This is a genomic window from Phycisphaerae bacterium (genome assembly GCA_017999985.1).
Lineage (GTDB): Bacteria > Planctomycetota > Phycisphaerae > UBA1845 > Fen-1342 > JAGNKU01.
Window position 1 is genome coordinate 26,626 of the sequence record JAGNKU010000010.1, and the last position, 22,913, is coordinate 49,538.

Consider the following 22,913-nt stretch of genomic DNA (forward strand, 5'->3'; position numbering starts at 1 on the left):
GCGGATGGACGGCGAATCCCGCGGCGGTCCGCTTTGACACTGGCGCGCGAGCGTGTAAGAATAGTATGTCGCATGGAACAAGACTCGACGCAGGTCCGCGTGCACGGCGGCCATGCGGAGGACGTCTCGTGATGATCGGACCCCCAATGCTGGCGTGGGCTTTTGACCCGTGGACCTATGCGTTGGTCGCGCTCGTGGCCCTGCTGCTGTTTGGCAAACGTCTGCCGGAGGTCGGCCGGTCGCTCGGCAAGGGGATCGCGGAGTTCAAGAAAGGACTGCACGACGTCCAGGACGAGATGATGAAAGAGGACCAAAAGCCGGAACCGCCGAAACAGCGTCTGCAGGCCCCGGCCAAGCCGCCGGCGGAGGCGCTGCCGGACCAGCCGGCGCCAGGCGCGGGCGCGGATCAGGACGGCGATCAGCAGCAGCATACGCCCTGAGCGGGCGGGCGGGGAATCCGGGTTCGATCCGCGGTGCGCGGCAAGCTCACACGATCGCGCACCGCAGTCGCAGGGCGGCGAGGATCATCTCGACGGCTTGCGGGGGTGTGAAGCGGTCCATGTTCAGCACGAGATCGTGGCGCGTGTCGTCGTTGGCGTCGGCGCCGAAGTGCCGGCGGCGGAAATCGGCGCGTTCGCGATCCACCCGCTCGATCTCGGCGCGGGCCATGTGTTCGGGGATGTTGCTCTGCAGCGCGAAACGGGCGGTCCGCTGGTCGAGCCCGGCGGTGATACGCACGCGCAGACCATACTCGCGCGGGAGGATCAGGTCGGCGCCGCGGCCGAGGAAGATGCCATGGCCGCGGCGGGCCAGCGCCAGGACCGCCTCGGTCAGGCGATAGAAATAGTCATCTTTGCGCAGATCGCCTGCGATCAGCCAGCGGAGGGTGTCCTCGATCCAGCTCGTGTCGCGCTCGTCAAGGTGCTCGTACAGCCGGGTGCGCATCTGGTCGTCGCCGGCCATGGCCTGGAGGATCTGCCGGTCGAACACCGGCCAGTGGAGGCGCTCGCCAAGCAGGGCCGCGACCTGCGAGCCGCCGGAGCCCAGCGTGCGCGAAATCGCGACGAAGTGCTGGACGGCGTGGGCGCCGGCGTCGGGGGCGGGAATACGCTGCCCATGGGCCAGCTCCCAGTTGCGCATCTGCCGCTCGACGATCTTGGCGATGTCCGTTTTGCCGCTCGAAGGTTTGGCCGGCATAGGTCACCTCACTGGTCATTCTACCGCCGTAGGCAGGCAGCGACTGCGCGACGTACGGCCGATGCTGCGCGCGCTGCCGGTGCTCAACGAGGAGCCGCGGAGCGCTGCGCGCTGCGTACTTCCGAAATGTAGCGCTGCGCCTCGGGTACATCAAACATGATGCGCAGCAGCGTGTCCATGCTGCGTGACTGGTAAATGCGCCCGGTTTCCCAGCGTGACAGCGAATTGCCGCCGAGGCCGAGAAGCTGTTGTAGTTCCTGCTGGCTGAGGCCGAGCTGCTCGCGGCCGGCGCGGATTTCAGCCGGAGTGAGCAGACCCAACTGCCGGTAGGTCTCCTCGGTGATGCGCCAACTCGCAGCGTCGTCGACCAGGATCGTGTCGTCCGGGTGCTCCGGGTGGCAGTCCGGGTTGGTGCAGACGGTCAGCTCGAGGTCCGGAATGCGGATGGTCACGGGCGGCCGGCCGTCGTGGCTGATTGCGTACTCGTAGGGGCGCTTCTCGCGGCGCAACGTGCGCTGGCCGCAGACGTGACAGCGTCGTTGCTCAGTCGGCTTGCTCATGGTCGTTTCCACGATTGATCGTCGCGCTTCACGCTGATTACGATCACGTCCTGTTCAGCAGACTCCTCGTCGCAGAAGATCTTCACGAAAAGTAGCACTCCGCAAGCCGTAACGCGAAAGTGGTAGTAGCACGCTGCGTCCATTTGCATGTCGGCGTCACCCGCAGATCGCTCGACGTTCGGCTGATAGCCAGCGTCGAGTGCGGCCACCACCGCCGACTTGAGTGCGAGGCGTTGCTCGTACTCCGAGAATTCGGGCGCCAGGAGATTGCACAGGCCTTCGTCGCGTCGGTGCCCGCCGGTGATCGCAGTGCGCGAGAATTCCGGAACATTCGACGCCGTATCGGCGAACGCCGCCCGTAGCGCCTTCAACCGTTGTTGGGCGCTTTCCCTCGTCACGGGCGGGAAGGTACCCGGCGATCAGCGCGGCGGCAAACCTGAGTGTAGTATAGCACGTATTTTGGCATATGTCAAATGGGCCCCAAGTGACCGATAATCGCGGCTTGCGAGGGATGCGGAGGACCTGTGCCAGTCTGCGGTTCGCCCGGGCGGATACGCCTGGCCGTTCGGCTTGCTCTTCACGGACAGGATATAGAAGCTGCCGTAGGTCGCCGAGCGATCGCTGGCGAACAGGCGCGCGGCGAGGTCGTCGTGACGCTCGACGTGCGGGCGGATCGACGCCGGCGGGTCGAGCTGATAGCTGCCGCTGCGGTAGATCAGTGTCGCGCCGATCTTGGCGGCACGGAGCACGCTCTTCAGCGTCGCGTCGAACACGTCCGGCGTCATCCAATCGAAGATGTCGAGTAGGTTGAACTTGGTGACGGAGTCCGGCGGCAGCGTGTCGAGATACGGGCCGAGCCAGCCGTTGACGACGGTCACGCGGTCGAGGTTGTTGCGCAGCGTGGCGAAATTCTCTTCGAGCAGGTAGGGCGGGACACGCTTGCCGCGGAAGCGGCCGGTGACCGCCTGGCTGAGGAAATAGTTGTCGTAGATTGGGACCTTTGTGAGCGCGTACTCGACCCGCTCCTTTACGTATTCGTACATATCGTGCCGGCCGTTGACCAGGCGGTACTGCTCCGGATGCACGCCGGAGAGATACAACAGCGGGCGGAACATGACGAAGCGGCGCGACCAGGGGCCCCAGAGCTTCGGGGCGGCGTACTTCTCGTACCACGCGACCTGCTCTTCCAGGGACTGTAGCTCGAAGAAGTGCTCGATGTGCGCGCGCTTGATGCCGAGCATGGTCAGGAAGCGGCGGAGGATGCGGCAGAACAGGCCCATGCGGCCGAAGTTGTAGAGCCCGCGGGCGGCCATCCAGAGGTTCTCGTCCCAGAACTCGCGGGCGCGGGCCGAGAGGTGCGGCCGCAGGTCGTGGCGATACACGCGCGTGACGACGGCCGGCTGGCGGGCGGCGAAGATATCGAAGAACGTGTCATAGTCGAGCGTGCGGATGGCGGCGAGCTTGAGTTCGAGGATCGCGTTCTGCGCGGGGTTGCCGTCGACGCTGATGAGGCGTTTCGGGCTCTGGCAGAGGAAGTTGAGCGGGTTGCAGCCGGCGGAGCTGATGGAGACGACCGTGTCGTCGGGGGTGATCCGAAATGCCTGGCGGTCCATCTCCGGGTCTTCCCACGACATGTTGAAGACGATCCCGTGGAAGACCATGCGTTCGAGCAGGGCCCGTCCTTCCGCGACGGGCATGTCCAGGACCTGCGGCATGCTCACGAACCTTTCCGGCCGATGGCCGTGAAGTTGTAGCCCCCAAGCCAGTAGTGGACCTCGACGCGCTCGAACAGCCGACGGAGCTCATCCTCGTAGGGCTGGAGAGTCTCCACATGGTTGAGACGCAGCCAGGTCCTCATCAGCGGGGCCAGCGGGCCCCACCGGTGGAAACGGCTGAAATCAAGCACCACCAGTGTGCCGCCGGGTACGAGATGCTCCCCGGCCCTCTGCAGGGCGGCGCGCCAGTCCGGAATCATCGTCAGACTGTAGCCGAAGAAAACCGCGTCGAACGTGCGACCGAGGTCCAGCGTGGTGGCGTCGGCCTGGATGAGCTTGACGTTCGACCAGCCTTGGCGCGCGACGCGCCGGGCGGCGCGGGCCAGCATGTCGGCGGAGAAATCCACGCCGGTGAGCTGTCCGGCCTGCGGGTCGAGGTATTCGAGCAGGTAACGGAAGTTCAGGCCCGTGCCGCAGCCGATTTCCAAGGCCTGGCTGGTGCGGCGCAGGCCGAGCGCGGCGGCGGCCCGGTGGCGACCGTGGAGTATCATCCAGCGGGTGCTGTCGTACACGTGGGCGTGGAAGCGGTAGAAACGTTGGACTGCGGTCGTCGACAACGCGCAATGTCCCCAGCGCTCGGTTCAGGCCAACCGTGTCGCGGCCAAACGGTCCGCGAGGACGTTGCCCGACCGGCCGGCGTGACCGAGCGCGCGATCGGCGGCCAGGCGACAAACGCGGTAGTGTAACGGGGCCGGGGCCGGGCACAAAGGGGCCGGCGTGAGAATGCCGCGTTCGATGGGCCGGGCGGCCTCCGCGGTGCCGTGCGCGGTTGGTTGACAGCTTGGGAGCCGGGAATGAGAATCCCTATAATCCGGCGTGGCGGGGCGCTCCGAGGCCCGGAGTGGCCGCTGCGCGGACGTAACGCGACTGCCGCGCGCCCGCGGGGCAGGCGTGGAGGACACAGCGCGTATGGATCAGCCGTCTTCGCATCTGAAGATCAAGCGTGCCGGGAGCGTCGCGGTCGTGGAGTTTGCCGACCGCAAGATTCTCGAGGAGCTGTCGATCCAGGAGATCGGCGACGAGCTCCGCGGGCTGGCCGAGGCCGAGGCGGGCCCGCAGCTCCTGCTGAATTTCCAGAACGTGGACCACCTGGCGAGCGCGGCGTTGGGCATGCTCATCACGCTGCACAAGAAGGTGCAGGAGCAGAATGGCGCGCTGAAACTGTCGAACATCAACCGGCAGATCTTCCAGGTGTTCCGCATCACGCGCCTGAACCGCGTGTTCGACATTCACGAGACCGCGGAGGACGCGTTGGCCTCGTTCGGACAGGCCTGAACCGCGGCGTGCCCGCCCTGGTCACGGTACGGCAATGAAGGTGCCACCCGATTTCGGTATTGAGGACGCGGCACTCACCACTGTCGTCGTTCCCAATGACCTCCACCAGCTGCGTGAGCCCGAGGCACGCATCATGGCGGAACTGCGGCGTTGCGGCTACGACGACGACACGATTTTCGCGATCAAGCTGGCGTTCGAGGAGGCGGCGACCAACGCGGTCAAGCACGGCAACGGCAACGACCGCTCCAAGAAGGTCCACCTGCGCTACTACGTCGACCCGGAGCGCATCGTGTTCATGGTGCGCGACGAAGGCTGCGGGTTCCGGCCCGCGGACGTGCCGGACCCGACGGCGGACGAGAACCTGGAACGCCCGTGCGGCCGGGGGCTCATGCTCATGCAGTCGTACATGACCAAGGTGCGCTACAGCGAGACCGGCAACGAAGTCTGGCTGCTCAAGGAGCGGCGCCCCTGAGCGCGGGGGGTCCGTAACCCCTTGTTGGATATTATGTTGTGGCGGCCTGCCGCGCAGGAGCGACGCCGGCCGGCGATGCCGGTGTGTTGGTCTCCGGCGTGCTGGGCGTGCGCGGTGCAAGTTTCGGTGTCGAGGGGGTTGGCAGCGCGTCTCAGCATGCTATACTAGCGGGTCTGCCGGTTCTCCCGGCCAGTGTAAGCGCAACTGCAACGGACAGGTACAGTATGCCGACGATCAATCAACTGGTGCGGAACCCGCGACGCGACGAGGTGGGCAAGTCCAAGGTCCGCGACCTGGAGAAGTCCCCGCTGCGGCGCGGCGTGTGCCTGCAGGTGAAGACGCAAACGCCCAAGAAGCCGAACTCGGCCCTCCGCAAGGTAGCCCGCGTGCGCCTGACCAACGGCAAGGAAATCACCGCCTACATCCCGGGTGTGGACCACAACCTGCAGGAACACTCGATCGTGCTCGTGCGCGGCGGCCGTGTGCGTGATTTGCCCGGCGTCCGCTATCACATCGTCCGCGGCAAGTTGGACTGTGCCGGTGTCGCCGGCGACAAAGAAGGCAAACCCCGCAATCGCAGCCGCAGCAAGTACGGCGTGAAGAAGCGGAAGTAACGGAGTCAGGCAGCCCATGGCGTTTAAGCGCTTCACCAACTCGACCCGGCAATTGCGCGGCGACCCGCGCTTCAACAACCGCGTGGCGAGCAAGTTTATCAACTGCATGATGTGGGAAGGCAAAAAGTCCGTGGCCCAGCGCGTCTTCTACGATGCGATGGACCTGATCTCCGAGAAGATCACGGACGTGTCGCCGATCGAGGTCTTCCAGAAGGGCCTCGAGAACGTCAAGCCGGACGTCGAGGTGCGTTCGAAGCGCGTCGGCGGTGCCAACTACCAGGTGCCAATGCAGGTGAACCCGAAGCGCCGCCAGTCGCTGGCGATGCGCTGGATCCTGCAGGCGACGCGCGGCAAGAGCGGACGGGCGATGTCGGCGCGGCTGGCGGACGAACTGATGGCGGCCTATCGCCGCGAGGGCGACGCCATGCAGCAGCGCGAAATGGTGCACCGCATGGCCGACGCGAACAAGGCCTTCGCGCACTTCGGGTGGTCGCGCTAGCCACACGCGGAGCACGGACGAGACAAATGCGGCCGGGTCGGGGCGGACCCGGCCGCTGCTATGCGCGGGCCGGCCGCGGTTGCGGTGTGCGCTGGGGGAGGTCCGTCGTATGATGATGAGCACCGATGGACGAGTCGTTCCCATTTACGGGCAGCCTGCCGCCGGCGGCCGACGGGGCGGTGGAGATTGTGCGCACCCTGGTCGGGGCCGGGCACCAGGCGCTGCTGGCGGGCGGGTGCGTGCGGGATCTGCTGCTGGGGGCTGAGCCGCAGGACTACGACGTGGCGACGGACGCGCCCCCGGCGCGGGTCGGCGCGCTCTTTCGCGCGACGCGGCAGGTGGGCGCGCAGTTCGGCGTCGTGCTGGTGAAGCGGCGGCAGCGCTGGATCGAGGTGGCCACGTTCCGCGCGGACGGGCCGTATGTGGACGGCCGGCGGCCGGTGCAGGTTACGTTGAGCGATGCGCGGCACGATGCATTGCGACGCGACTTTACCGTCAACGGCATGTTCCTTGATCCGCTGGCCGGGCGCATCGTGGACTACGTCGGCGGGCGGGCTGACTTGGCGGCCCGGCAGATTCGGGCGATCGGGGATCCGGCGGCCCGATTCGATGAGGACTATCTGCGCCTCCTGCGCGCCGTACGCTTCGCGGCGCGGCTGGGGTTTCCGATCGAGGCGGCGACACTCGCGGCGATCCGGACGCACGCGCCCACGCTGGCACAGGTGGCAGCCGAGCGGGTGCGCGAGGAGCTGGAGAAGATGTTGAAGCACCCTGCGCGGCAGGAGGCCTGGCGACTGCTGCACACCTGCGGGCTGCTGCCGTACCTGTGGCCCGGGGCGGGTTGGTCGGATGCGCAGGTGCGGCGGGTGGATACGCTGCTGGGCCGGTTGCCGGCGGCGGCGCCGTTCGAGGCGGCGCTGGCAATCCTGTGGGCGGATCGGCGGGCGGGCGAGATCGAGCGCAACGCGCGGGCGGTGACGTTGTCGAATGAGGAGCGGGAGAACGCGCTGTGGCTGGTCGCGCAGCAGGGGGCACTGGATGAGCCGGATGCCGTGCCGTTGGCGGTCCTCAAGCGGCTGATGGCGCACCGGGCGTTTGCGACACTGGTCATGCTGGCGCAGGCGCGCTACGGAGACCGCGCGGACTGCGCGGCGCGGCGGGCGGTGCTGGCGGCGCGCCTGGACGCGATCGCGCCGGCCGACGTGCAGCCGCCGCCGCTGGTGACCGGGGACGACCTGATCGGGCGCGGGCTGACACCCGGGCCGGTGTTTCGCCACTTGCTCGATGAGCTGTACACGCGGCAACTGGACGGACGTCTTGCGTCGCGTGAGGCGGCGCTGGGCGCGCTGGACGAACTTGTGCGGACGACACTGCCGGAAGCGGAGGATCGGCGATGACACGAACGGCATGGTTGCGTTGGGCGGGTGCGGCGGCGACGATCCAACTCGCGTGTGCGGGGTGTGCGACGCTGTCCGCGCGCGGGCCGGGTGACACGAACGTCCCGCCGGTCGCCGTGCGGTTTCACCTGGCGGCGAGTGAGCCGCGCGAAGGGTACGGCGAGGCGGCCGATGAGAACGGGCAGCTATTCTACGTGGATCCCGAGCCGCTCTTGACGGAGCGTGACGTGGCGCGGGCCGCGGTGCTCCGCAGCGACCGCCGGAACGTCGTGTTGCTGGAGTTCGCGCCGCATGGGGCGGATGTGCTGGACGAAACCAGCGCTGCTCACCTGGGCGACAGGTTGGCGATCTTCATCGATGACCAGCTCGTGATGTCGCCGCGCATGCAGTCGCGTATCACGAAAGGCAAGGCCGCGATCACCGGGGGCTTCTCGGATGCACGGGCAGCGGAAATCGTGCGGGGGCTGAACGCACCGCGCTCCGTCGCGAGACCGGATCATGAATGACGGGCTGCGGAGCATGCGGCGCGGGGCCACGCTGGAACTGACGTTGGACCGGCCGCAGCGGCGGAACGCGCTTTCTGGCGCGCTCATCGCGCGACTGACGGAGGCGCTGCGGGCAACGGCGACCGATGCCGACGTACGGGTTGTGCTGCTGACAGGTACGCCGCCGGTGTTTTGTGCCGGCCTGGACTTGCACGAGGTGGCGGACACGGCGAACGAGGCGGGCGCGCATGATACGTCCGCGCTGCTCGGACTCTATGAAGCGATCGAGCACGGGCCGAAGCCGGTGGTGGCGGCGGTAAACGGCCCGGCGGTGGCGGGCGGAGCGATTCTGGCCGGGGTGTGCGACCTGGTGGTCTGTGGGCGGGCGGCGGAATTCGGCTTTCCCGGAATTCGGCACGGGCTGGTGGCGCCGATCATCATGCCGTACCTGCTGCGCCTGGTGGGAGAGCGACGAACCCGGTACCTGCTGCTGACCGGCGCAATGATCCCGCCGCCGCAAGCGGTCGAATGGGGGCTGGCGAACGAGTGCGTCGAGGATACGGAGCTGTTGCCGCGAGCGCGCTGGTACGCGGATCTGCTTGCGACGCAGCCGCCGGACGCACTGGCTCAGACCAGAACATTGCTCAACCGCGTGCGGGCTCTGCACGGTCCGGACGTGGTGGCGGAAGTGCAGCGGCTGAGCGCTGGGGTGCCGCTGACCCCGGAGGCCCGCGCGGGCGTCGCGCGCTTCCTGGGGCCGTGACGCTGGTTGGACGCCCCGGGTACGCTATAATCCGGCCCGATCGCGCCCGGCCCGGGCGCGCTACGATGAAGCAGGAATTCTTGCATGAACCGCATTCGGCAAATCACGGCGCTGGGTCAGGCAATCTGGTTTGATAACATCAGCCGCGACCTGATACGCAGTGGGCAGCTCGCTGCGCTGGTGGAGGAGGGCATCACCGGCGTCACGTCTAACCCGACGATCTTCCACAAGGCTATCACAACCGGGACGGCTTACGACGACGACATCCGCCAACTCGTTCGCGACGGCAAGAACGCGGTGGAAATCTACGAAGCGCTGGCACTCGGGGACGTCGGCGAGGCAGCGGACACCTTGCGCCCGACGTACAACGAGACGCACGGTCGCGACGGGTTCGTGAGCATCGAGGTCAACCCGCACCTCGCGCATGACACAGAAGGCACGATCGCGGAAGCCCGGCGGCTCTTTGGCACGCTGCGCCGGCCGAACGTGATGATCAAGGTACCCGGCACGTCGGCGGGGCTGCCGGCGATCACGACGCTGATCGGCGAGGGGATCAACGTCAACGTGACGCTGATCTTCGCCCTCTCGGCGTATGAGCAGGTGATGGAGGCTTACCTGCAAGGGTTAAGCAGGTTCCAGACGACCGGCCGGCCGCTGGGGCTGGTGTCGTCGGTCGCCTCATTCTTCGTCAGCCGGGTGGACACGCTGACTGACAAGGTCCTGGATCATCGCATCGAGCACGGGGAGCCGCACCTCGAACCGCTGTACGGGCTGGCCGCGGTGGCCAGCGCGAAGATCGCGTATGCGAAATACAAGGGCGTATTTGGCGGCCCGCGGTTCGAGCCGTTCCGATCCGCGGGTGCACGGCCGCAGCGCCCGCTGTGGGCCAGTACCAGCACGAAGAACCCGAGCTACCCCGACACGAAGTACGTCGATCCGCTGATCGGAATCAACACCGTGAACACGGTGCCGCCGAATACGCTCGACGCCATTCGTGATCACGCCGTCACGGCGCAGACGATCGAGTGCGATCTCGACCACGCGCAGGCGGTGATGAAAGAGTTGGCGGGACTGAAGATCGACATGGACTGGGTGACGGCCTGTCTGCTGGATGAGGGCGTCAAGGCGTTCCAGGATTCGTATGACAAGCTCTTGGCTGATATCGAGGCCAAGCGCGCCGGGCTGCAGCAGCCGGCGTAGCGGAGGGCACAGCGCATGACGGGCCGGATGGCGTGGCTGGGCGGGCTGCTGGCCTGCTCGCTGGCGGTGAGTCCGGGGTGCGGACAGTCCGGGGGCCCGCCGTATGAGCCGTATCAGCCCCCCCGGGTGACGTCGCAGCCGGCGTCCGCAGGCGAAGTCGCCGTGACGCCAACGCGCGACCCGGCCGTGGAGAGCACCGTTCACATTGTCGAGGCCGAACACACGCTCACCGGCGTGAATCTGCGGATATCAGACCTCGTCAGCATTGCCTACCGCACGCCGGAGCGCACGCATGAGACAGTGCCGCTGCTCTCGGCGTACCGCATTCGGTCGCAGACGCCACTGCCAAAGGAGCGTTACGACGTACGCGTGTTTGTGCCGGGTGCGGACGCGACACACTTGCGGGCGGCGCTGGCGAAGCTGCTGGCCGATCGGTTTGGCATCGTGGCGCATCGCGAATTGCGGGCGGAGGAAGTGTACGTGCTCGTGGTGCCGACGGGGCAAATCGCGCGTCCGCCGAGCGGATCGGAACGGCCGCGCGAGCCAGGCACCGGCGTGCTGACTTTGAAGGGCGACGACCTGGCGCTGTTGGCCGAGCAGCTCGAGGAAGTGCTGCGGCACCCGGTTGTGGATGAAACGGGGTTGCGGGCGCCGTTCGCGGTGTACCTGGATCGGGAGCTGGAGGGCGGGCAGCCGCGGCCGTTGGACTTCGAGCAGGTGCGGACGTCGCTGCGGGTGCAGATGCAGTTGGACCTGGTGCGGACGCAGCGGACGATCGAGTTCGTGATCGTGGATCGCGTGGGGGCGGGGACGCCGTAGGGTGTGACTCAAGGGATCGTGAGCCCGCCGGTCTCTTCCAGCCAAGCGGCGATTTCGTCGGCGACGCGGGGGACATTGTCGTCGGATACATCGACGCGCAGGGTGGGCAGCCGCGATTGCCGCACGACGCGGCGGATCTCGTCCTGCTCCTGGATGAATACGTCGAGGTCGTCGTACTGGGCGGGGTTGCCTGACACGGCGAGGCGCAGCGCCCGGGCGCGGGCGAAAGAGTCGGGGCTGCGCGTGCAGAGGATGAGGCGGAAGCCGAGCGCAAGCAGGCGTTCCTCGAGCCAACCGAAATCGTAGTCCATGCCGTGTTCGCGGCGCTGGTAGACCTGCGTCGAGATGTGGAAGCGGTCGACGATCCACGAATAATAGCGCTGCAACTCGAAGAGGCGGACCCATGTACGGTAGGTTTCAAGGGCGAGGGCCTCCTCGTCGGGGGCGAAGTTGATGAGTCCGCGGCCCCAGGGGACGTTCGTGAATGCGCACCACTCGGCGGAGATCAGCGGGGAGTGGTAGCGGTACTTTCGCGGCCCGACGATGCGGGGGTGCTCGTTGAGTGCGAAGGCGAGGTCGGTCTTCAGCGTCAGCCGCGTGCCCTCGAGGATGAGCTTGGGACAGAGCTTGGGCATGGGGCGGATCGTACCTAGAACCCGGGGCGAGGGCGACAGCAGCAGATGGACTGCCGCCGCTGCCAAACTGGCATGATCCGGGCGTCGAGTCGAATATGTTACTGGCTGTAAATAAAAGGGTTATGCTCGCCACTGCATTGGTACGCGGCTTGTACACTGGCTCTTGGGCCGGCCGGGGTAGCGGTCTGCCCAGGAAGGAACCGTACGATGCAGATGGACAAGTTCACGATCAAGGCGGCCGAGGCGATCCAGCGGGCCCAGCAGCTTGCGCAGGGCGCCGGCAATCCGGAAGTCACGCCGCTGCACTTGCTGGCGGCCCTCGTTTCACCCGGGGCCGACAGCAATGGCGGCGTGGTTGTGCCGCTGCTCGAGAAGGCGGGCGGGCACGTCGGGCAGATTCGCACGATGGTCGAGAGCGAGCTGAAGCGGCTGCCGCGGCAGTCGGGCGGGTCGCTCACGGCGCATCGGTCGTTCGTGGATGTGCTGAACGCCGCCGAGAAGGAAGCCCGGCGGATGCAGGACCAATACATCTCCGTCGAGCACCTGCTGCTGGCGCTGGCCGATGTGGCGAGCGATGCGCGCGAGGTGCTGCAGCTAAACGCCGCCAATCGCGACGACATTCTCGCGGCGCTGAAAGAGGTCCGCGGCAACCAGAGCGTCACATCGCAGAACCCCGAGGATACGTACGAGCCGCTGAAGCGGTACGGGCGCGACCTGGTCGAAGCCGCGCGCCAGGGCAAGCTCGATCCGGTCATCGGCCGCGACGACGAGATCCGCCGCTGCATGCAGGTGCTGGCGCGCCGGACGAAGAACAACCCAGTCTTGATCGGCGAGGCGGGCGTCGGCAAGACCGCGATTGTGGAGGGATTGGCGCAGCGGATTCTCGCTGGCGACGTGCCGCAGGCGCTCAAGGACAAGAAGGTCGTCGCGCTCGACATGGGGGCGTTGATCGCCGGTGCGAAGTACCGCGGCGAGTTCGAAGAGCGGCTCAAGGCGGTCGTGCAGGCGGTGGTGCAGTCGGCGGGAGAGGTCATCCTGTTCATCGACGAGCTGCACACGATCGTTGGGGCGGGCAAGACGGAAGGTTCGCCGGACGCGGGCAACCTGCTCAAGCCGGCGCTGGCGCGTGGCGAGCTGCGCTGCATCGGTGCGACAACGCTGGACGAGTATCGCAAGCACGTCGAGAAGGACAAGGCGCTCGAGCGGCGGTTCCAGCCGGTGTACATCGGCGAGCCGACGGTCGAGGACACGATTGCGATCCTACGCGGGCTGAAGCCGCGCTACGACGCGCACCACGGCGTGCGCATCCAGGACGCCGCGCTGGTGGCGGCGGCGACGCTGTCGCATCGCTACATCAGCGACCGCCATCTGCCGGACAAGGCGATTGACCTGATCGACGAGGCGGCATCGCGGCTGCGGATCGAGAACGACTCGTTGCCGAGCGAGCTGGATGAGCTGCGTCGCCGCATCATGCAACTGGAGATTGAGCGCGAGGCGCTGAAGAAGGAGCGCGACGACGCCAGCAAGCAGCAACTGAAGCTGAATGAGAAAGAGCTGGCCGGGCTGAAGGAGCGCGACCGGCTGCTCACGGCGCAGTGGGAGAACGAAAAGGGGGCGATCGAGGCGATCAAGGCTATCAAGGTCGAGTTGGCCGCGAAGCAGACCGAGCTGGACGATGCGCAGCGGCGCGGTGATCTGGAGCGGGCGGCGCGCATTCGCTACGGCGAACTGCCAGAGCTGAATCGGAAGCTGGCGGAGCGCGAGCAGAAGCTGACCGAGTTGCACCGGGATGGCGGGGGCTTGCTGCGCGAGGAGGTCACGGCGGAAGAAGTCGCCGAAGTCGTCAGCAAGTGGACCGGCGTGCCGGTGGCGCGGATGCTGGAGGGCGAGAAAGAGAAGCTGATGAAGATGGAGGAGCGTTTGCACGCGCGCGTCGTTGGTCAGGATGAGGCCGTGCGGGCGGTGTCGGACGCCGTACGGCGAAGCCGGGCGGGGCTGGGCGATCCGCAGCGGCCGATTGGTTCGTTCCTGTTCCTGGGTCCGACGGGCGTGGGCAAGACGGAGCTGTGCAAGGCGCTGGCGGAATTCCTGTTCGACGATGAGTCCGCGTTCGTGCGGATCGACATGAGCGAGTTCATGGAGCAGCACAGCGTGGCGCGGTTGATCGGCGCCCCGCCGGGATACGTCGGGTATGAAGAGGGCGGGCGGCTAACGGAGGCCGTGCATCGACGGCCGTACAGCGTGATCCTGCTCGATGAGATTGAGAAGGCGCATCGCGACGTGTTCAACGTACTGCTGCAGGTGTTGGATGACGGGCGCCTGACCGATGGGCATGGCCGGACGGTGGACTTCCGGAACACGATTGTGGCGATGACGAGCAACATCGGGAGTGAGCTGATTGCCGCTGCTGCAGACGAGGCACGCAGGCACGGAGGCACGCAGGGACGCAGGGGGGCGGCGGCGGACGATACGTCGGCCGTGGATTTCGAGATCGAGCTCAAAGTGAAGGAAGAGCTGAAGCGGCATTTCCGGCCGGAGTTCCTGAACCGGATTGACGAGACGATCATCTTCCACCGTCTGTCGCGCGCGGACCTGCGCGGCATCGTGGATCGGCAGGTGGCGCTGCTCCAGCAGCGGCTGGCCGGCGGCACGGGCTCTCAGCCGGTCGGGCTTAAGCTCATGCTCACGGATAAGGCGAAGGACCAGCTTGCCCAGGATGGGTACGACCCGGTCTACGGTGCGCGGCCGTTGAAGCGGCTGATTCAGCAGCAGATCGAGAACCCGCTGGCCAAGCGCATCCTGCACGGCGACTTCGCGCCGGGCGACACGATCTTGGTCGATTCGGACGGCGAGATGTACTCGTTCGCCAAAGAAGTGGCGGCAAGACCTGCCTGATCAACGCTGCCCTGCATCGGCCAGTGCGCGACGAGGCACAGGTGGTCTGACCTTCGCCGGCCACGCCATCGGTGTCAGCACAGGCGCCGGAATACCACGATCTGCAAGGCAGCCGCGAGCAGCAGGATCGGAGCCATCAGAATGCTGCCGAAGTAGAGGACGGCGTAGATGCCACCGCGCCAGAGCGTGGCTCCCATTGTCATGCCCGCTGGGACCGTGCCGGAGATAATGCACGTGTAGCTGCGCCAGCCCGCGGCATCGCTGGCCCGGTATAAGCTGATCAGCAGCATCGCCACCAAGACGAATCCCAGCGGCGAGAAGAGCCAGCGTAGTGGTTTCATGGCCATGCTCCCGAGCGCGATTCGTGCCAGAGCGGGCCCTGCACGATGCTGTACAGCAACACTGCGTCGCCCACCTGATTACTCGCCGCATAGCGCAGTCCAGCGCTGTCACGGATCGGGAACGCCGCGAATTCCAGCGTCGTGATCAGCTTCCGCTGGAACTCGGCGTCGCCAAACGCACCGGAGGCGACGCAGGCCAGCCCGCTCGAGCCGGCGCTGATGTCCAGGCCCGGGACGATCGGCCCAGAATCAACATCCGCCGCGTTCTGCCAGGAAGGTGGCCATTCGCGGGCGAAGCCGAATCCGAGCAGCTCGCGCCCGAGTTCACGCTTCGCGCCCGCGTACTGCTCCGCTGCAAACGCCGGATCGACTAGCTGGAGACAGTGGGCGGCCATCCAGATTGATGATCCTTCTGGCCCGTCGCGTGGCTCGCCGTACCACGTGAAGCTCGACAGCAGGAGGCCGGTCCAACTGTCCACGAGCTGCTGGCGCGCGATCTCAACCCAGCGCCGCGCGAACGCGCTGTGATCCGTCCCGCCGCACGCGTCGCTGATTCGCATGGCCGCCAGGGCCATCGTGTTGCAGAACACCCAGCATTCATCCGGATAGCTTTCGGCGCACAGGACCGGACTGGCCTCCATGCGCTCCTGGATAACCCGCAGGCGCTTTGCCAGCGCCAGTTCAAAGCGTGATTCCGGGCTCACTGTCTGCCGCACCGCCAGCATCAGCGCGATCTCGCTGTCGACAAACTGGCTGCGGGCCGGCTGCTGCTGCCACGCGCCACTGAGCGCGTAGGGCATCAGGAAGTGGAGCTGCCCATACTGGGCTTCGATGCGCAATGTATCCTCGAGCATGGCATCGATCGTCCGGAGGTACTCTGGCGCCTGCTGCACCTCACGGCGGCTGAGGTTCGCCAGTGCCAGTACCAGGTACGTCCGGCCCATCAGGTCCCACTCGGCGTTGGTGGTGCGCATGTCGGCGCGCTGTGCGGCCATGTCATCCTGGAGCTGCCGCAGGTGGTACTGAGCCATCTCGCGGGCGCGAACCGGCGTGCTGGTGCTCCCGGCGAGTTCAGTGAGGCGGGGTCGAAACAGCACGTGGACGGTCGGCAGCCAAATCGCCGCCGCGATGCACAGTGAACCAAGGCAGCCGACAATCCTGACCCCGGTTGAGTTTGGCATGCGGACAGTATACGGGCGGATCGCAAGAGAAAGCGACGGATACGCAGTCCACGTCGCAGCAGGGCCCCGGCCCATCACTGCACAATCAGATTCGCGTCCCTCGTCGACGAGGCGGACAGGCACTCGCCCGACCGCGCAATCGCCGGCCGGATTGACCACCGGCCCCCGTGCCTACTTCCCGGCGATCGCGTTTTGACTGCCTATACTCCTCACTGCGGGCCGTGAAGAGTCCCCGACTCAGGAGGCAGGCACATGCGTCCATCATTGAGCAATCTCTCTGCATTGTTCAGCGGGCTGTTGCTGATCGCGACCGCAGCGAGCGCGGCTCCGATCTACTACCAGGCGGTGTTGTCAGGGCCGGCCGAAAGCCCGCCGAACGCGTCACCCGGCACGGGCCTCGCGCTCGTGGATATCGACGTCGTAGCGCACACGCTCCACGTAAATGTCGAATTCGCCGGGCTGCTGGGCAACAGCACGGCGGCGCACATCCACGCCCCAACAGCAGTCCCCGGCACCGGCACGGCGGGCGTCGCCACGATGCTGCCGACTTTTCTGGGCTTCCCGGCCGGCGTGACCGCCGGTACGTACGATGCCACTTTCGACACGAGCGTGACGTCGACGTATAACGCTGCCTTTGTGACGGCGAACGGCGGGACGGCGGCCGGCGCGGAAGCCGCACTGGCGGCCAGCATGGCGGCGGGCACGGCCTACTTCAACCTTCATTCGAATGTTTTCCCCGGCGGCGAGATTCGCGGGTTTCTGACGCTGGTCCCGGAGCCGACGGCGCTGGGTGCGCTAGTCGCCGGCGCGCTGTTTGCGTTCCGCCGCCGCTGATGCCGTCACGGGTGGCAGCCGCAACGTTGTGTTGAAGCGCGTACCACGGCTGTGCCGGCCGCGCGGCGCGGAGGCCGCGCGGTCGGCGTACCGTAGTCGTTCCGCTTCATTCGGACTTCGTCTCTGCGGGCTTTTCCTCGTCGCGCTTCTCGGTGGCGAGTTGCGCGAAGACGCGCTGGCCGAACTGCTCCGCGACATGCGCCAGGCGCCAGCGGCGCACGTCGAGAACGCTGTGCTTGCCCTCGGCCGTCTGAATGAAGACGAACGGCAGGCAGACTTCGACAATCAGCACGGGGGTCGGCTCGCCCTCGGGCAGGCGCGCAATGCGCACGAGCTTGTCGCTGTCGGCGTCGAGGCACTCCCACGCTTCACGGATACGCTCGCTGACGACGTGCAGCGGCGCGACGTACTGGCCCGGCCGGAGGTCTTCCGGCGCGACGGCCCGCGCGATGTTCAGTTCATAATCCATGTTCGCTGCCTCCCGCCCGGCGGGGGCGCACAGTCAGGGTTACCCGAAAGAAACCTTCGCGAATCGGACGAGGAACCGGCCGCCGACTAGCCGAAGGCTGGCCGGTCATAGCGGGCGCAATCCGTACTTGTGGCGCGCCACCGCTTGAGGTTGGTCGAAATGTGCAGGACCGGGCACACATCGGGCTCCTTGGAAGAGGCGGGAAGATAGCGAATGTGCCCGGCGCATGTCAACGAAAATCCGCGGGCTGGCGGGACAAATTCACGGCCGGGACGGCCGTGCCACCCGAGGGCCGGAGCATCCGCCGCTCGCTACCAGTAACGCTCGAAGTGCAGGTTGCCGCGTGTTGTGCGGTCGTCGGTGACGAAGCCGCGATCTTCGAGCAGCTTCTGCACCGCGTCAATCATGTCGGGATTGCCGCATAGGAACACGTGACACTGCGCGGGGTCGAGCGGGGCGCCGACCAGCGCGTGATACGTGTCTGGCTCCAGCACCGTCTGCACGCGGCCGCGGCGGCCCACCCACGGGCTGTCAGCCGGTTCGCGGGTCGCAAGCGGAATGTAGACCACCGTCGGATCCTCGCGGGCGATGGTTTCCATCTCTGCCCGGTAGCCGAGATCGGGGCTGAAGCGCACGCCGTTGATGAGCACGAATCGTCGCCAACGGTTCTGGCCACGGTAGGTCCGCAGCATCGACAGGAATGGCGCGATGCCGGTGCCGGTCGAGATCATGACCAGGTCACGGTCCGGCGGCGCCAGGTCGATGCTAAACTCGCCCTTCGCTTCGGTGTCCATCCACAGCCGGTCGCCGGGGCCGATTTCCCAGAGGCGCGGCGTCAGCTCGCCGGCCTCGACGCGGACGACGAAGAATTCCACGGTCTCGGTGACGAGCGGCGAGGAGGCGATGGAATACGCCCGGCGGGTGAGGCGGATGCGGCCGGGTTTCGCGGTTGGTCGCGAGGCGGCGCCATCCGGCGCCGGCGGACGTGGCAGGCCGAGCCGCAGGAACTGCCCCGGGGTGAAGGGCGGCACGGTGCCGGAGTCCGGGCGGACGCGAACGATGCTGAGGATGTCCGTGAGGTCTTCGCGGGCAACGAGGGTGGCGTTGGTCGGATCGGCTTCCATTCGCCTATTCTACGCAGCGTGGCGGGGCGTCGGAAGTTGTCGGGGGGTGTCGGGCCCGATCGACGGCGGGTGACGCGTGAGGCGCGACGGGCGAGAATGGCGCCAGGGGAACTGGAGCCGACAGGAGGTGCCGGGTGGCAAGGGCGATGATGCGCGGCGGACGGACTGGGGCGGTGTGGGGGCTGGTCTGCGCGCTGGGCGCGGCGGCGTACGCTCAAGACGCCACGCAGCCGGCGAGCCAGCCGAGTGGCCCGCCGGCGTCGCTGGCGGGATTCGCGGACGATGGCAAGTTCCAGCTCTATGTGAACGACGACGCTGTCGCGACGATCGAATTTACCTGGACTAAGGACGGGCGTTTCGAAAACACGCAGGTAATCTCGACCGCGGGTCAGACGGTGACGCGCCGGCTGAACATTACGCCGGACGATGCGGGCATCTGGAAGCGGATCACGCTCGACACGGCAAAAGGCCCGGCGACGCTGGAGCGCGCGGGCGACGTTGCCCGGCGGACGATCGGCGAGTCGGTCACGAACATTTCGCTTCGGGCCGGGGCGGTGCTGTTCGAGAACACGGCTCCGGCGCTGACGAGCATGGCGGTGCGGGCATATGACCGGCAGAAGGGCGGCAAGCAGACATTGCCGGTGTTCTTCGTGCCGAGCGCGGTGGCGGACGCGACGCTGGAAGCGTTGCCCGCAGAGACGCGCACGATCAAGGGGCGCCCAACGCACTTCGCGCGCTTTACATACGGCCTGCCCGGTGTGGATGCGGCGCTTTGGGTCGATGAGGACGGGCGCACCTGTCTGGTCGACATTCCGGCCCAGCACGCGGCGTTTGTGCGCGAAGGGTACGACGAGCTCCGCAAGTCTGCGACGGCCGCCAGTCAGGCAGCGCCGGAACATGAGATCAAGGTGGATAAGGACGTTCGCGTGCCGATGCGCGACGGCGTGCACCTCGCGACGGATATCTATCGGCCGGACGCCGGGGGGCGTTTCCCGGTCATCCTGACGCGCACGCCGTACAAGAAGGACATGGCGGAGGTCACGGCGCGCTACTACGCGCGGCGTGGGTACGTGTTCGCGGCGCAGGACTGTCGCGGGCGGTTTGGGTCGGAGGGGACGTGGGAGCCGTTCATTCACGAGGCGGACGACGGCTATGACGCGATCGAGTGGCTGGCCGCGCAGCCGTGGTCGAGCGGCAAGGTCGGCATGGTGGGTGCATCGTACGGCGGTTGGGTGCAGTGGTGGGCGGCCAGCCGCAAGCCGCCGCACCTGGTGACGATCCTCCCGAGCGTGTCGCCGCCGGACCCGTTTTACAACGTGCCGTACGAGTACGGCACGTTCTTCCTGACGGGCGCGGTGTTCTGGGCGGACGTGCTGGAGAGCGAGGCCACGGCGGACATTTCGGGGGCGGCGATGGCGAAGGTGCGGGGCAAGGACTACCACAAGCACCTGCAGGCGCTGCCGGTGATTGAGCTGGACAAGGCGGTACTGGGGAAGGAGAACCGCTACTGGCGCACGTGGATCGCGCACCCGACGAATGACGCGTACTGGGCGCCGGCGAATTTCCTCGACCGGCTGAAGGACGTGCGCATCCCCGTGTTTCACCAGGCGGGGTGGTACGACGGCGACGGCATCGGCACGAAGCTGAACTACCTGCGGATGGCGAGCCATGGGGCTCCGTACCAGAAGCTGGTGGTCGGACCGTGGGGGCATACGCAGGATGCACAGCGCGTGACGCAGGGCCGCGACTTCGGCCCCGAGGCGGTGATCGATTTGCAGGCGGAGCGCTTGCGCTGGCTGGACCACTGGCTGAAGGGTGCTGACAACGGCGTCGCGAATGAGCCGCTGGTGAGCGTGTTCGTGATGGGAGCGAACAAGTGGCTGCGCGGCAACGTGTATCCGCTGCCGCTGACGCGCTTCGAGAAGTGGTATCTGGTGAGCGGCGGACATGCGAATACGTCCACCGGCGATGGTCGCCTGTCGAATGAGCCGCCGACCGGGGCGACCTCGGACCAGTACACGTATGATCCTGGCGACCCGACGCCGGACCCGAATTTCTTCACGGGCTTGGATGTTTCGGAAGGTGCAGAGCGGTCGGTTGATGACGAGAAACAGGCGCGGGAAGTGTTCCATGAGAACACGACGCGGGCGCGGAAGGACATTCTCGTGTACACGACGGAGCCGCTTACCGAAGCACTGACGATTGCGGGGCCGGTGTCGGCGGTGTTGTACGCCGCCACGACGGCGCGCGACACGGATTGGTTTGTGCGGCTGATGGAGGTCAGCGAGGACGGGCAGATCTTCCCGCTCGTGGAGGGCCGGCTGCGCGCGCGATTCCGACAGTCGACGATGAACCCGGAATTGCTGGAGCCGGGGCGCGTGTACGAGTATCAGCTCGACCTGTGGCAGACCGGCATCACGATCCCGTCGGGGCGGCGGCTGCGCGTGGAGGTCGCGTCGGCGTCCTTCCCAATGTTCTCACGTAACCTGAACACCGGCGGGCATAATGAGATGGAGACGGACTACGTCGCGGCGGAGCAGACGATCTATCACAGCGCGGAGTATCCGTCGCACGTGCTGCTGCCGGTGATCCCGGCGGTGCCGTAGTGGCCAGCGCGGGCTGGCGTTGCCCCCAGAACCCGAAGCGGCAGCGCCGGGTCCGCGCAGCGGGTGGGGCGGCCTCGATGTCTGTGTGATCGAGCGGGGCGCTCGCTGGCGCTTCGGGCTCGGATTCACGCGGCTAGAAAATGAAGTCCGTCGACAGGAACTTCGAGTGTCGGCCGCGGATGATCTCGGAGACGAGTTTCTCGTTGGCGTCGTTGGCCTTCGCGGCGACGAGACTGCGGATGGAGAAGACACGCAGCGCGTCGGAGACGGAGAGCGTGCCCTCGGCGGAATCCTTGCGGCCGGTGAACGGAAACGTGTCGGGGCCGCGCTGGCACTGGCTGTTGAGATTCACCCGGCAGACCTGGTTCACCAGCGTGTCAATCAGCCGGCTCATGCGCTGCGGCTCGTTGCCGAACAGCGCCGCCTGTTGCCCGACCGGGCAGTTGATCACCCAGTCGATGACCTCCTGCTCGTCGTTGTAGGGCAGCACCGGGACGACGGGACCGAACTGCTCAACCTGGCAGATTTCCATCTTTGGCTTCGCCGGGTAGAGGACGGCGGGGTAGAAGAACGTGTGGTCGATGACGCCGCCGCCGGGATTCATGATCCGGGCGCCGCCGGCGACGGCCTCGTCGACGAGCTTGCGCAGCCACTGGGGTTTGCCGTCCTCGGGCAACGGCGTGATCTGGACGCCGTCTTCCCAGGGCATCCCCGCGAGGAACTGGCCGACGGTGACGGCGAGGCGGGCACAGAACGTGTCCGCGACGCTGTGGTGCACGAAGATGATCTTGATCGCCGTGCAGCGCTGGCCGTTGTAGGAGAGCGCGCCGAGGGCGCATTCCTTCACAGCCAGGTCGAGGTCCGCGTGCGGCAGGATGACCGCGGGGTTCTTCGCTTCCAGGCCGAACACACATCGCAGCCGGTTGGGGCGGGGGTGCTGGTGTTTGAGCAGGGCGGCCACCTTGGCTGAGCCGATGAAGGCGAGCACGTCAATGTCGCCGCTTTCCATCAGCGGGCCGATGATCGTGCGGCCGTCGCCGTAGGCCGTGTTGACCACGCCGGGCGGGAACGACTCGGCGAACGCCTTGAGCAGGGGGGCGTGGAGGAGTACGCCGTGCTTGGGCGGCTTAAAGATGACGGTGTTGCCCATGATGAGGGCGGGGATGAGCGTGGTGAACGTCTCGTTCAGCGGGTAGTTGAAGGGGCCCATGCAGAGCACGACGCCGAGCGGGCTACGGCGGATTTGGGCGACGAAGCCCTGCTCGACGGCGAAGCGCGAGCTGGTGCGATCAAGTTCCTTGAGGGCCTGGACAGTGTCGCGGATGTAGTCGACGGTGCGGTCGAACTCCTTGCGGGCGTCGGGCAACGTCTTGCCAATCTCCCACATGAGCAGCCGGACGACCTCGTCGCGCACGGCTTCCATACGCGGGATGAAATCCTCGACGTGCCGGATCCGGTCAGCCACCGACATGCCCGGCCAGACGCCGCAGCCGTGGTTGTACGCTTTACGGGCAGCCGCGAGCGCCTCGCGCGCCACCTCCGCGGTCATCAGCGGATAGCGGCCGAGGGCGAAGGGCGTGGGGCCGCCGGGCCCGTCGATGCACACGGGCGAGTGCACTTCCTCGCAGGGCCCATCCCAGTCGCGGACCTGGCCGTCGATGAGGTAGCGTGCCCCGGCGCGGTAGTACTCGACCCGCATGTCGGCGGGAATCTGCGTCAGGGCGGCGGGGAAGATCTTGGCGGGTACGCTCACGCGCGTTGGCATGTTCGCT

General features: G+C 66.9%; 24 protein-coding genes. 13 read left to right on the top strand and 11 right to left on the bottom strand.

Annotated features, from left to right (window positions below; all coding sequences use genetic code 11):
• Positions 1–146 precede the first annotated feature (146 nt).
• On the top strand, positions 147–440 hold the full coding sequence (locus KA383_13970; protein ID MBP7747224.1) for a twin-arginine translocase TatA/TatE family subunit: 294 nt from the start codon (positions 147–149) through the stop codon (positions 438–440).
• 46 nt (positions 441–486) lie between these two features.
• On the opposite strand, the gene KA383_13975 is transcribed toward KA383_13970, so the two are convergent.
• The 5 genes from KA383_13975 to KA383_13995 form a co-directional block, all read right to left on the bottom strand.
• Positions 487–1,197, bottom strand: coding sequence for a cytidylate kinase-like family protein (locus tag KA383_13975; GenBank protein ID MBP7747225.1), 711 nt, complete (start codon positions 1,195–1,197; stop codon positions 487–489).
• An 83-nt stretch (positions 1,198–1,280) separates the two neighbouring features.
• Entirely contained in the window at positions 1,281–1,757 is a 477-nt protein-coding gene (locus KA383_13980) for a type II toxin-antitoxin system MqsA family antitoxin (protein ID MBP7747226.1), read from the bottom strand.
• Complete coding sequence (locus KA383_13985) at positions 1,754–2,128, bottom strand: hypothetical protein (protein ID MBP7747227.1); 375 nt, start codon at positions 2,126–2,128, stop codon at positions 1,754–1,756. Before KA383_13985 ends, KA383_13980 begins: the two co-directional genes overlap by 4 nt.
• Before the next feature lie 48 nt (positions 2,129–2,176).
• Positions 2,177–3,472: a BtaA family protein gene (locus KA383_13990; protein MBP7747228.1), complete on the bottom strand. Its 1,296-nt coding sequence runs from the start codon at positions 3,470–3,472 to the stop codon at positions 2,177–2,179.
• 2 nt (positions 3,473–3,474) lie between these two features.
• On the bottom strand, positions 3,475–4,089 hold the full coding sequence (locus KA383_13995) for a class I SAM-dependent methyltransferase (GenBank protein ID MBP7747229.1): 615 nt from the start codon (positions 4,087–4,089) through the stop codon (positions 3,475–3,477).
• Positions 4,090–4,441: 352 nt separating this feature from the next.
• Here KA383_13995 and KA383_14000 point away from each other — a divergent pair, with 352 nt between their 5' ends.
• The 9 genes from KA383_14000 (at position 4,442) to KA383_14040 (ending at position 11,056) form a co-directional block, all read left to right on the top strand.
• Positions 4,442–4,807, top strand: a complete 366-nt coding sequence (locus KA383_14000) for an STAS domain-containing protein (protein ID MBP7747230.1) — start codon at positions 4,442–4,444, stop codon at positions 4,805–4,807.
• A gap of 34 nt (positions 4,808–4,841) precedes the next feature.
• A complete protein-coding gene (locus KA383_14005) occupies positions 4,842–5,279 on the top strand; it encodes an ATP-binding protein (GenBank protein ID MBP7747231.1) in 438 nt (145 codons plus the stop codon).
• A 224-nt stretch (positions 5,280–5,503) separates the two neighbouring features.
• Complete coding sequence (gene rpsL / locus KA383_14010; protein MBP7747232.1) at positions 5,504–5,893, top strand: 30S ribosomal protein S12; 390 nt, start codon at positions 5,504–5,506, stop codon at positions 5,891–5,893.
• A 16-nt stretch (positions 5,894–5,909) separates the two neighbouring features.
• Complete coding sequence (gene rpsG, locus KA383_14015) at positions 5,910–6,392, top strand: 30S ribosomal protein S7 (protein MBP7747233.1); 483 nt, start codon at positions 5,910–5,912, stop codon at positions 6,390–6,392.
• A 125-nt stretch (positions 6,393–6,517) separates the two neighbouring features.
• Positions 6,518–7,789, top strand: coding sequence for a CCA tRNA nucleotidyltransferase (locus KA383_14020; GenBank protein ID MBP7747234.1), 1,272 nt, complete (start codon positions 6,518–6,520; stop codon positions 7,787–7,789).
• On the top strand, positions 7,786–8,295 hold the full coding sequence (locus KA383_14025) for a hypothetical protein (GenBank protein MBP7747235.1): 510 nt from the start codon (positions 7,786–7,788) through the stop codon (positions 8,293–8,295). Before KA383_14020 ends, KA383_14025 begins: the two co-directional genes overlap by 4 nt.
• A complete protein-coding gene (locus tag KA383_14030) occupies positions 8,288–9,037 on the top strand; it encodes an enoyl-CoA hydratase/isomerase family protein (protein ID MBP7747236.1) in 750 nt (249 codons plus the stop codon). Before KA383_14025 ends, KA383_14030 begins: the two co-directional genes overlap by 8 nt.
• An 84-nt stretch (positions 9,038–9,121) precedes the next feature.
• Positions 9,122–10,237 carry a transaldolase gene (tal, locus tag KA383_14035; protein MBP7747237.1) on the top strand — a complete coding sequence of 372 codons (1,116 nt, stop codon included), beginning with the start codon at positions 9,122–9,124 and terminating at the stop codon, positions 10,235–10,237.
• A 15-nt stretch (positions 10,238–10,252) separates the two neighbouring features.
• Complete coding sequence (locus KA383_14040) at positions 10,253–11,056, top strand: TIGR03435 family protein (GenBank protein ID MBP7747238.1); 804 nt, start codon at positions 10,253–10,255, stop codon at positions 11,054–11,056.
• 8 nt (positions 11,057–11,064) lie between these two features.
• On the opposite strand, the gene KA383_14045 is transcribed toward KA383_14040, so the two are convergent.
• A complete protein-coding gene (locus tag KA383_14045) occupies positions 11,065–11,691 on the bottom strand; it encodes a hypothetical protein (protein MBP7747239.1) in 627 nt (208 codons plus the stop codon).
• Between the two features lie 207 nt (positions 11,692–11,898).
• On the opposite strand from KA383_14045, the gene clpB reads away from it, so the two are divergent.
• Positions 11,899–14,586: an ATP-dependent chaperone ClpB gene (clpB, locus tag KA383_14050; protein MBP7747240.1), complete on the top strand. Its 2,688-nt coding sequence runs from the start codon at positions 11,899–11,901 to the stop codon at positions 14,584–14,586.
• 74 nt (positions 14,587–14,660) lie between these two features.
• Here clpB and KA383_14055 read toward each other — a convergent pair whose 3' ends face one another.
• Together KA383_14055 and KA383_14060 are read right to left on the bottom strand one after the other, a co-directional pair.
• The gene (locus KA383_14055; GenBank protein MBP7747241.1) at positions 14,661–14,927 is read right to left on the bottom strand and encodes a hypothetical protein; all 267 of its coding nucleotides are present in this window, start codon (positions 14,925–14,927) and stop codon (positions 14,661–14,663) included.
• The gene (locus tag KA383_14060; GenBank protein MBP7747242.1) at positions 14,924–16,108 is read right to left on the bottom strand and encodes a hypothetical protein; all 1,185 of its coding nucleotides are present in this window, start codon (positions 16,106–16,108) and stop codon (positions 14,924–14,926) included. The genes KA383_14055 and KA383_14060 overlap by 4 nt, the downstream gene beginning before the upstream one ends.
• A 294-nt stretch (positions 16,109–16,402) precedes the next feature.
• Here KA383_14060 and KA383_14065 point away from each other — a divergent pair, with 294 nt between their 5' ends.
• On the top strand, positions 16,403–16,942 hold the full coding sequence (locus tag KA383_14065; protein ID MBP7747243.1) for a CHRD domain-containing protein: 540 nt from the start codon (positions 16,403–16,405) through the stop codon (positions 16,940–16,942).
• 106 nt (positions 16,943–17,048) lie between these two features.
• Here KA383_14065 and KA383_14070 read toward each other — a convergent pair whose 3' ends face one another.
• Both KA383_14070 and KA383_14075 read right to left on the bottom strand, forming a co-directional pair.
• Positions 17,049–17,411 carry a hypothetical protein gene (locus KA383_14070; protein MBP7747244.1) on the bottom strand — a complete coding sequence of 121 codons (363 nt, stop codon included), beginning with the start codon at positions 17,409–17,411 and terminating at the stop codon, positions 17,049–17,051.
• A gap of 311 nt (positions 17,412–17,722) precedes the next feature.
• Positions 17,723–18,535: a ferredoxin--NADP reductase gene (locus KA383_14075; protein ID MBP7747245.1), complete on the bottom strand. Its 813-nt coding sequence runs from the start codon at positions 18,533–18,535 to the stop codon at positions 17,723–17,725.
• Between the two features lie 134 nt (positions 18,536–18,669).
• Between KA383_14075 and KA383_14080 the strand changes: the two genes are divergently transcribed.
• Positions 18,670–21,141 (top strand): CocE/NonD family hydrolase, encoded by a 2,472-nt coding sequence (locus KA383_14080; protein MBP7747246.1) that lies wholly within the window; start codon positions 18,670–18,672, stop codon positions 21,139–21,141.
• Positions 21,142–21,274: 133 nt separating this feature from the next.
• On the opposite strand, the gene KA383_14085 is transcribed toward KA383_14080, so the two are convergent.
• Positions 21,275–22,906, bottom strand: a complete 1,632-nt coding sequence (locus tag KA383_14085; protein ID MBP7747247.1) for an NADP-dependent glyceraldehyde-3-phosphate dehydrogenase — start codon at positions 22,904–22,906, stop codon at positions 21,275–21,277.
• Positions 22,907–22,913 lie beyond the last annotated feature (7 nt).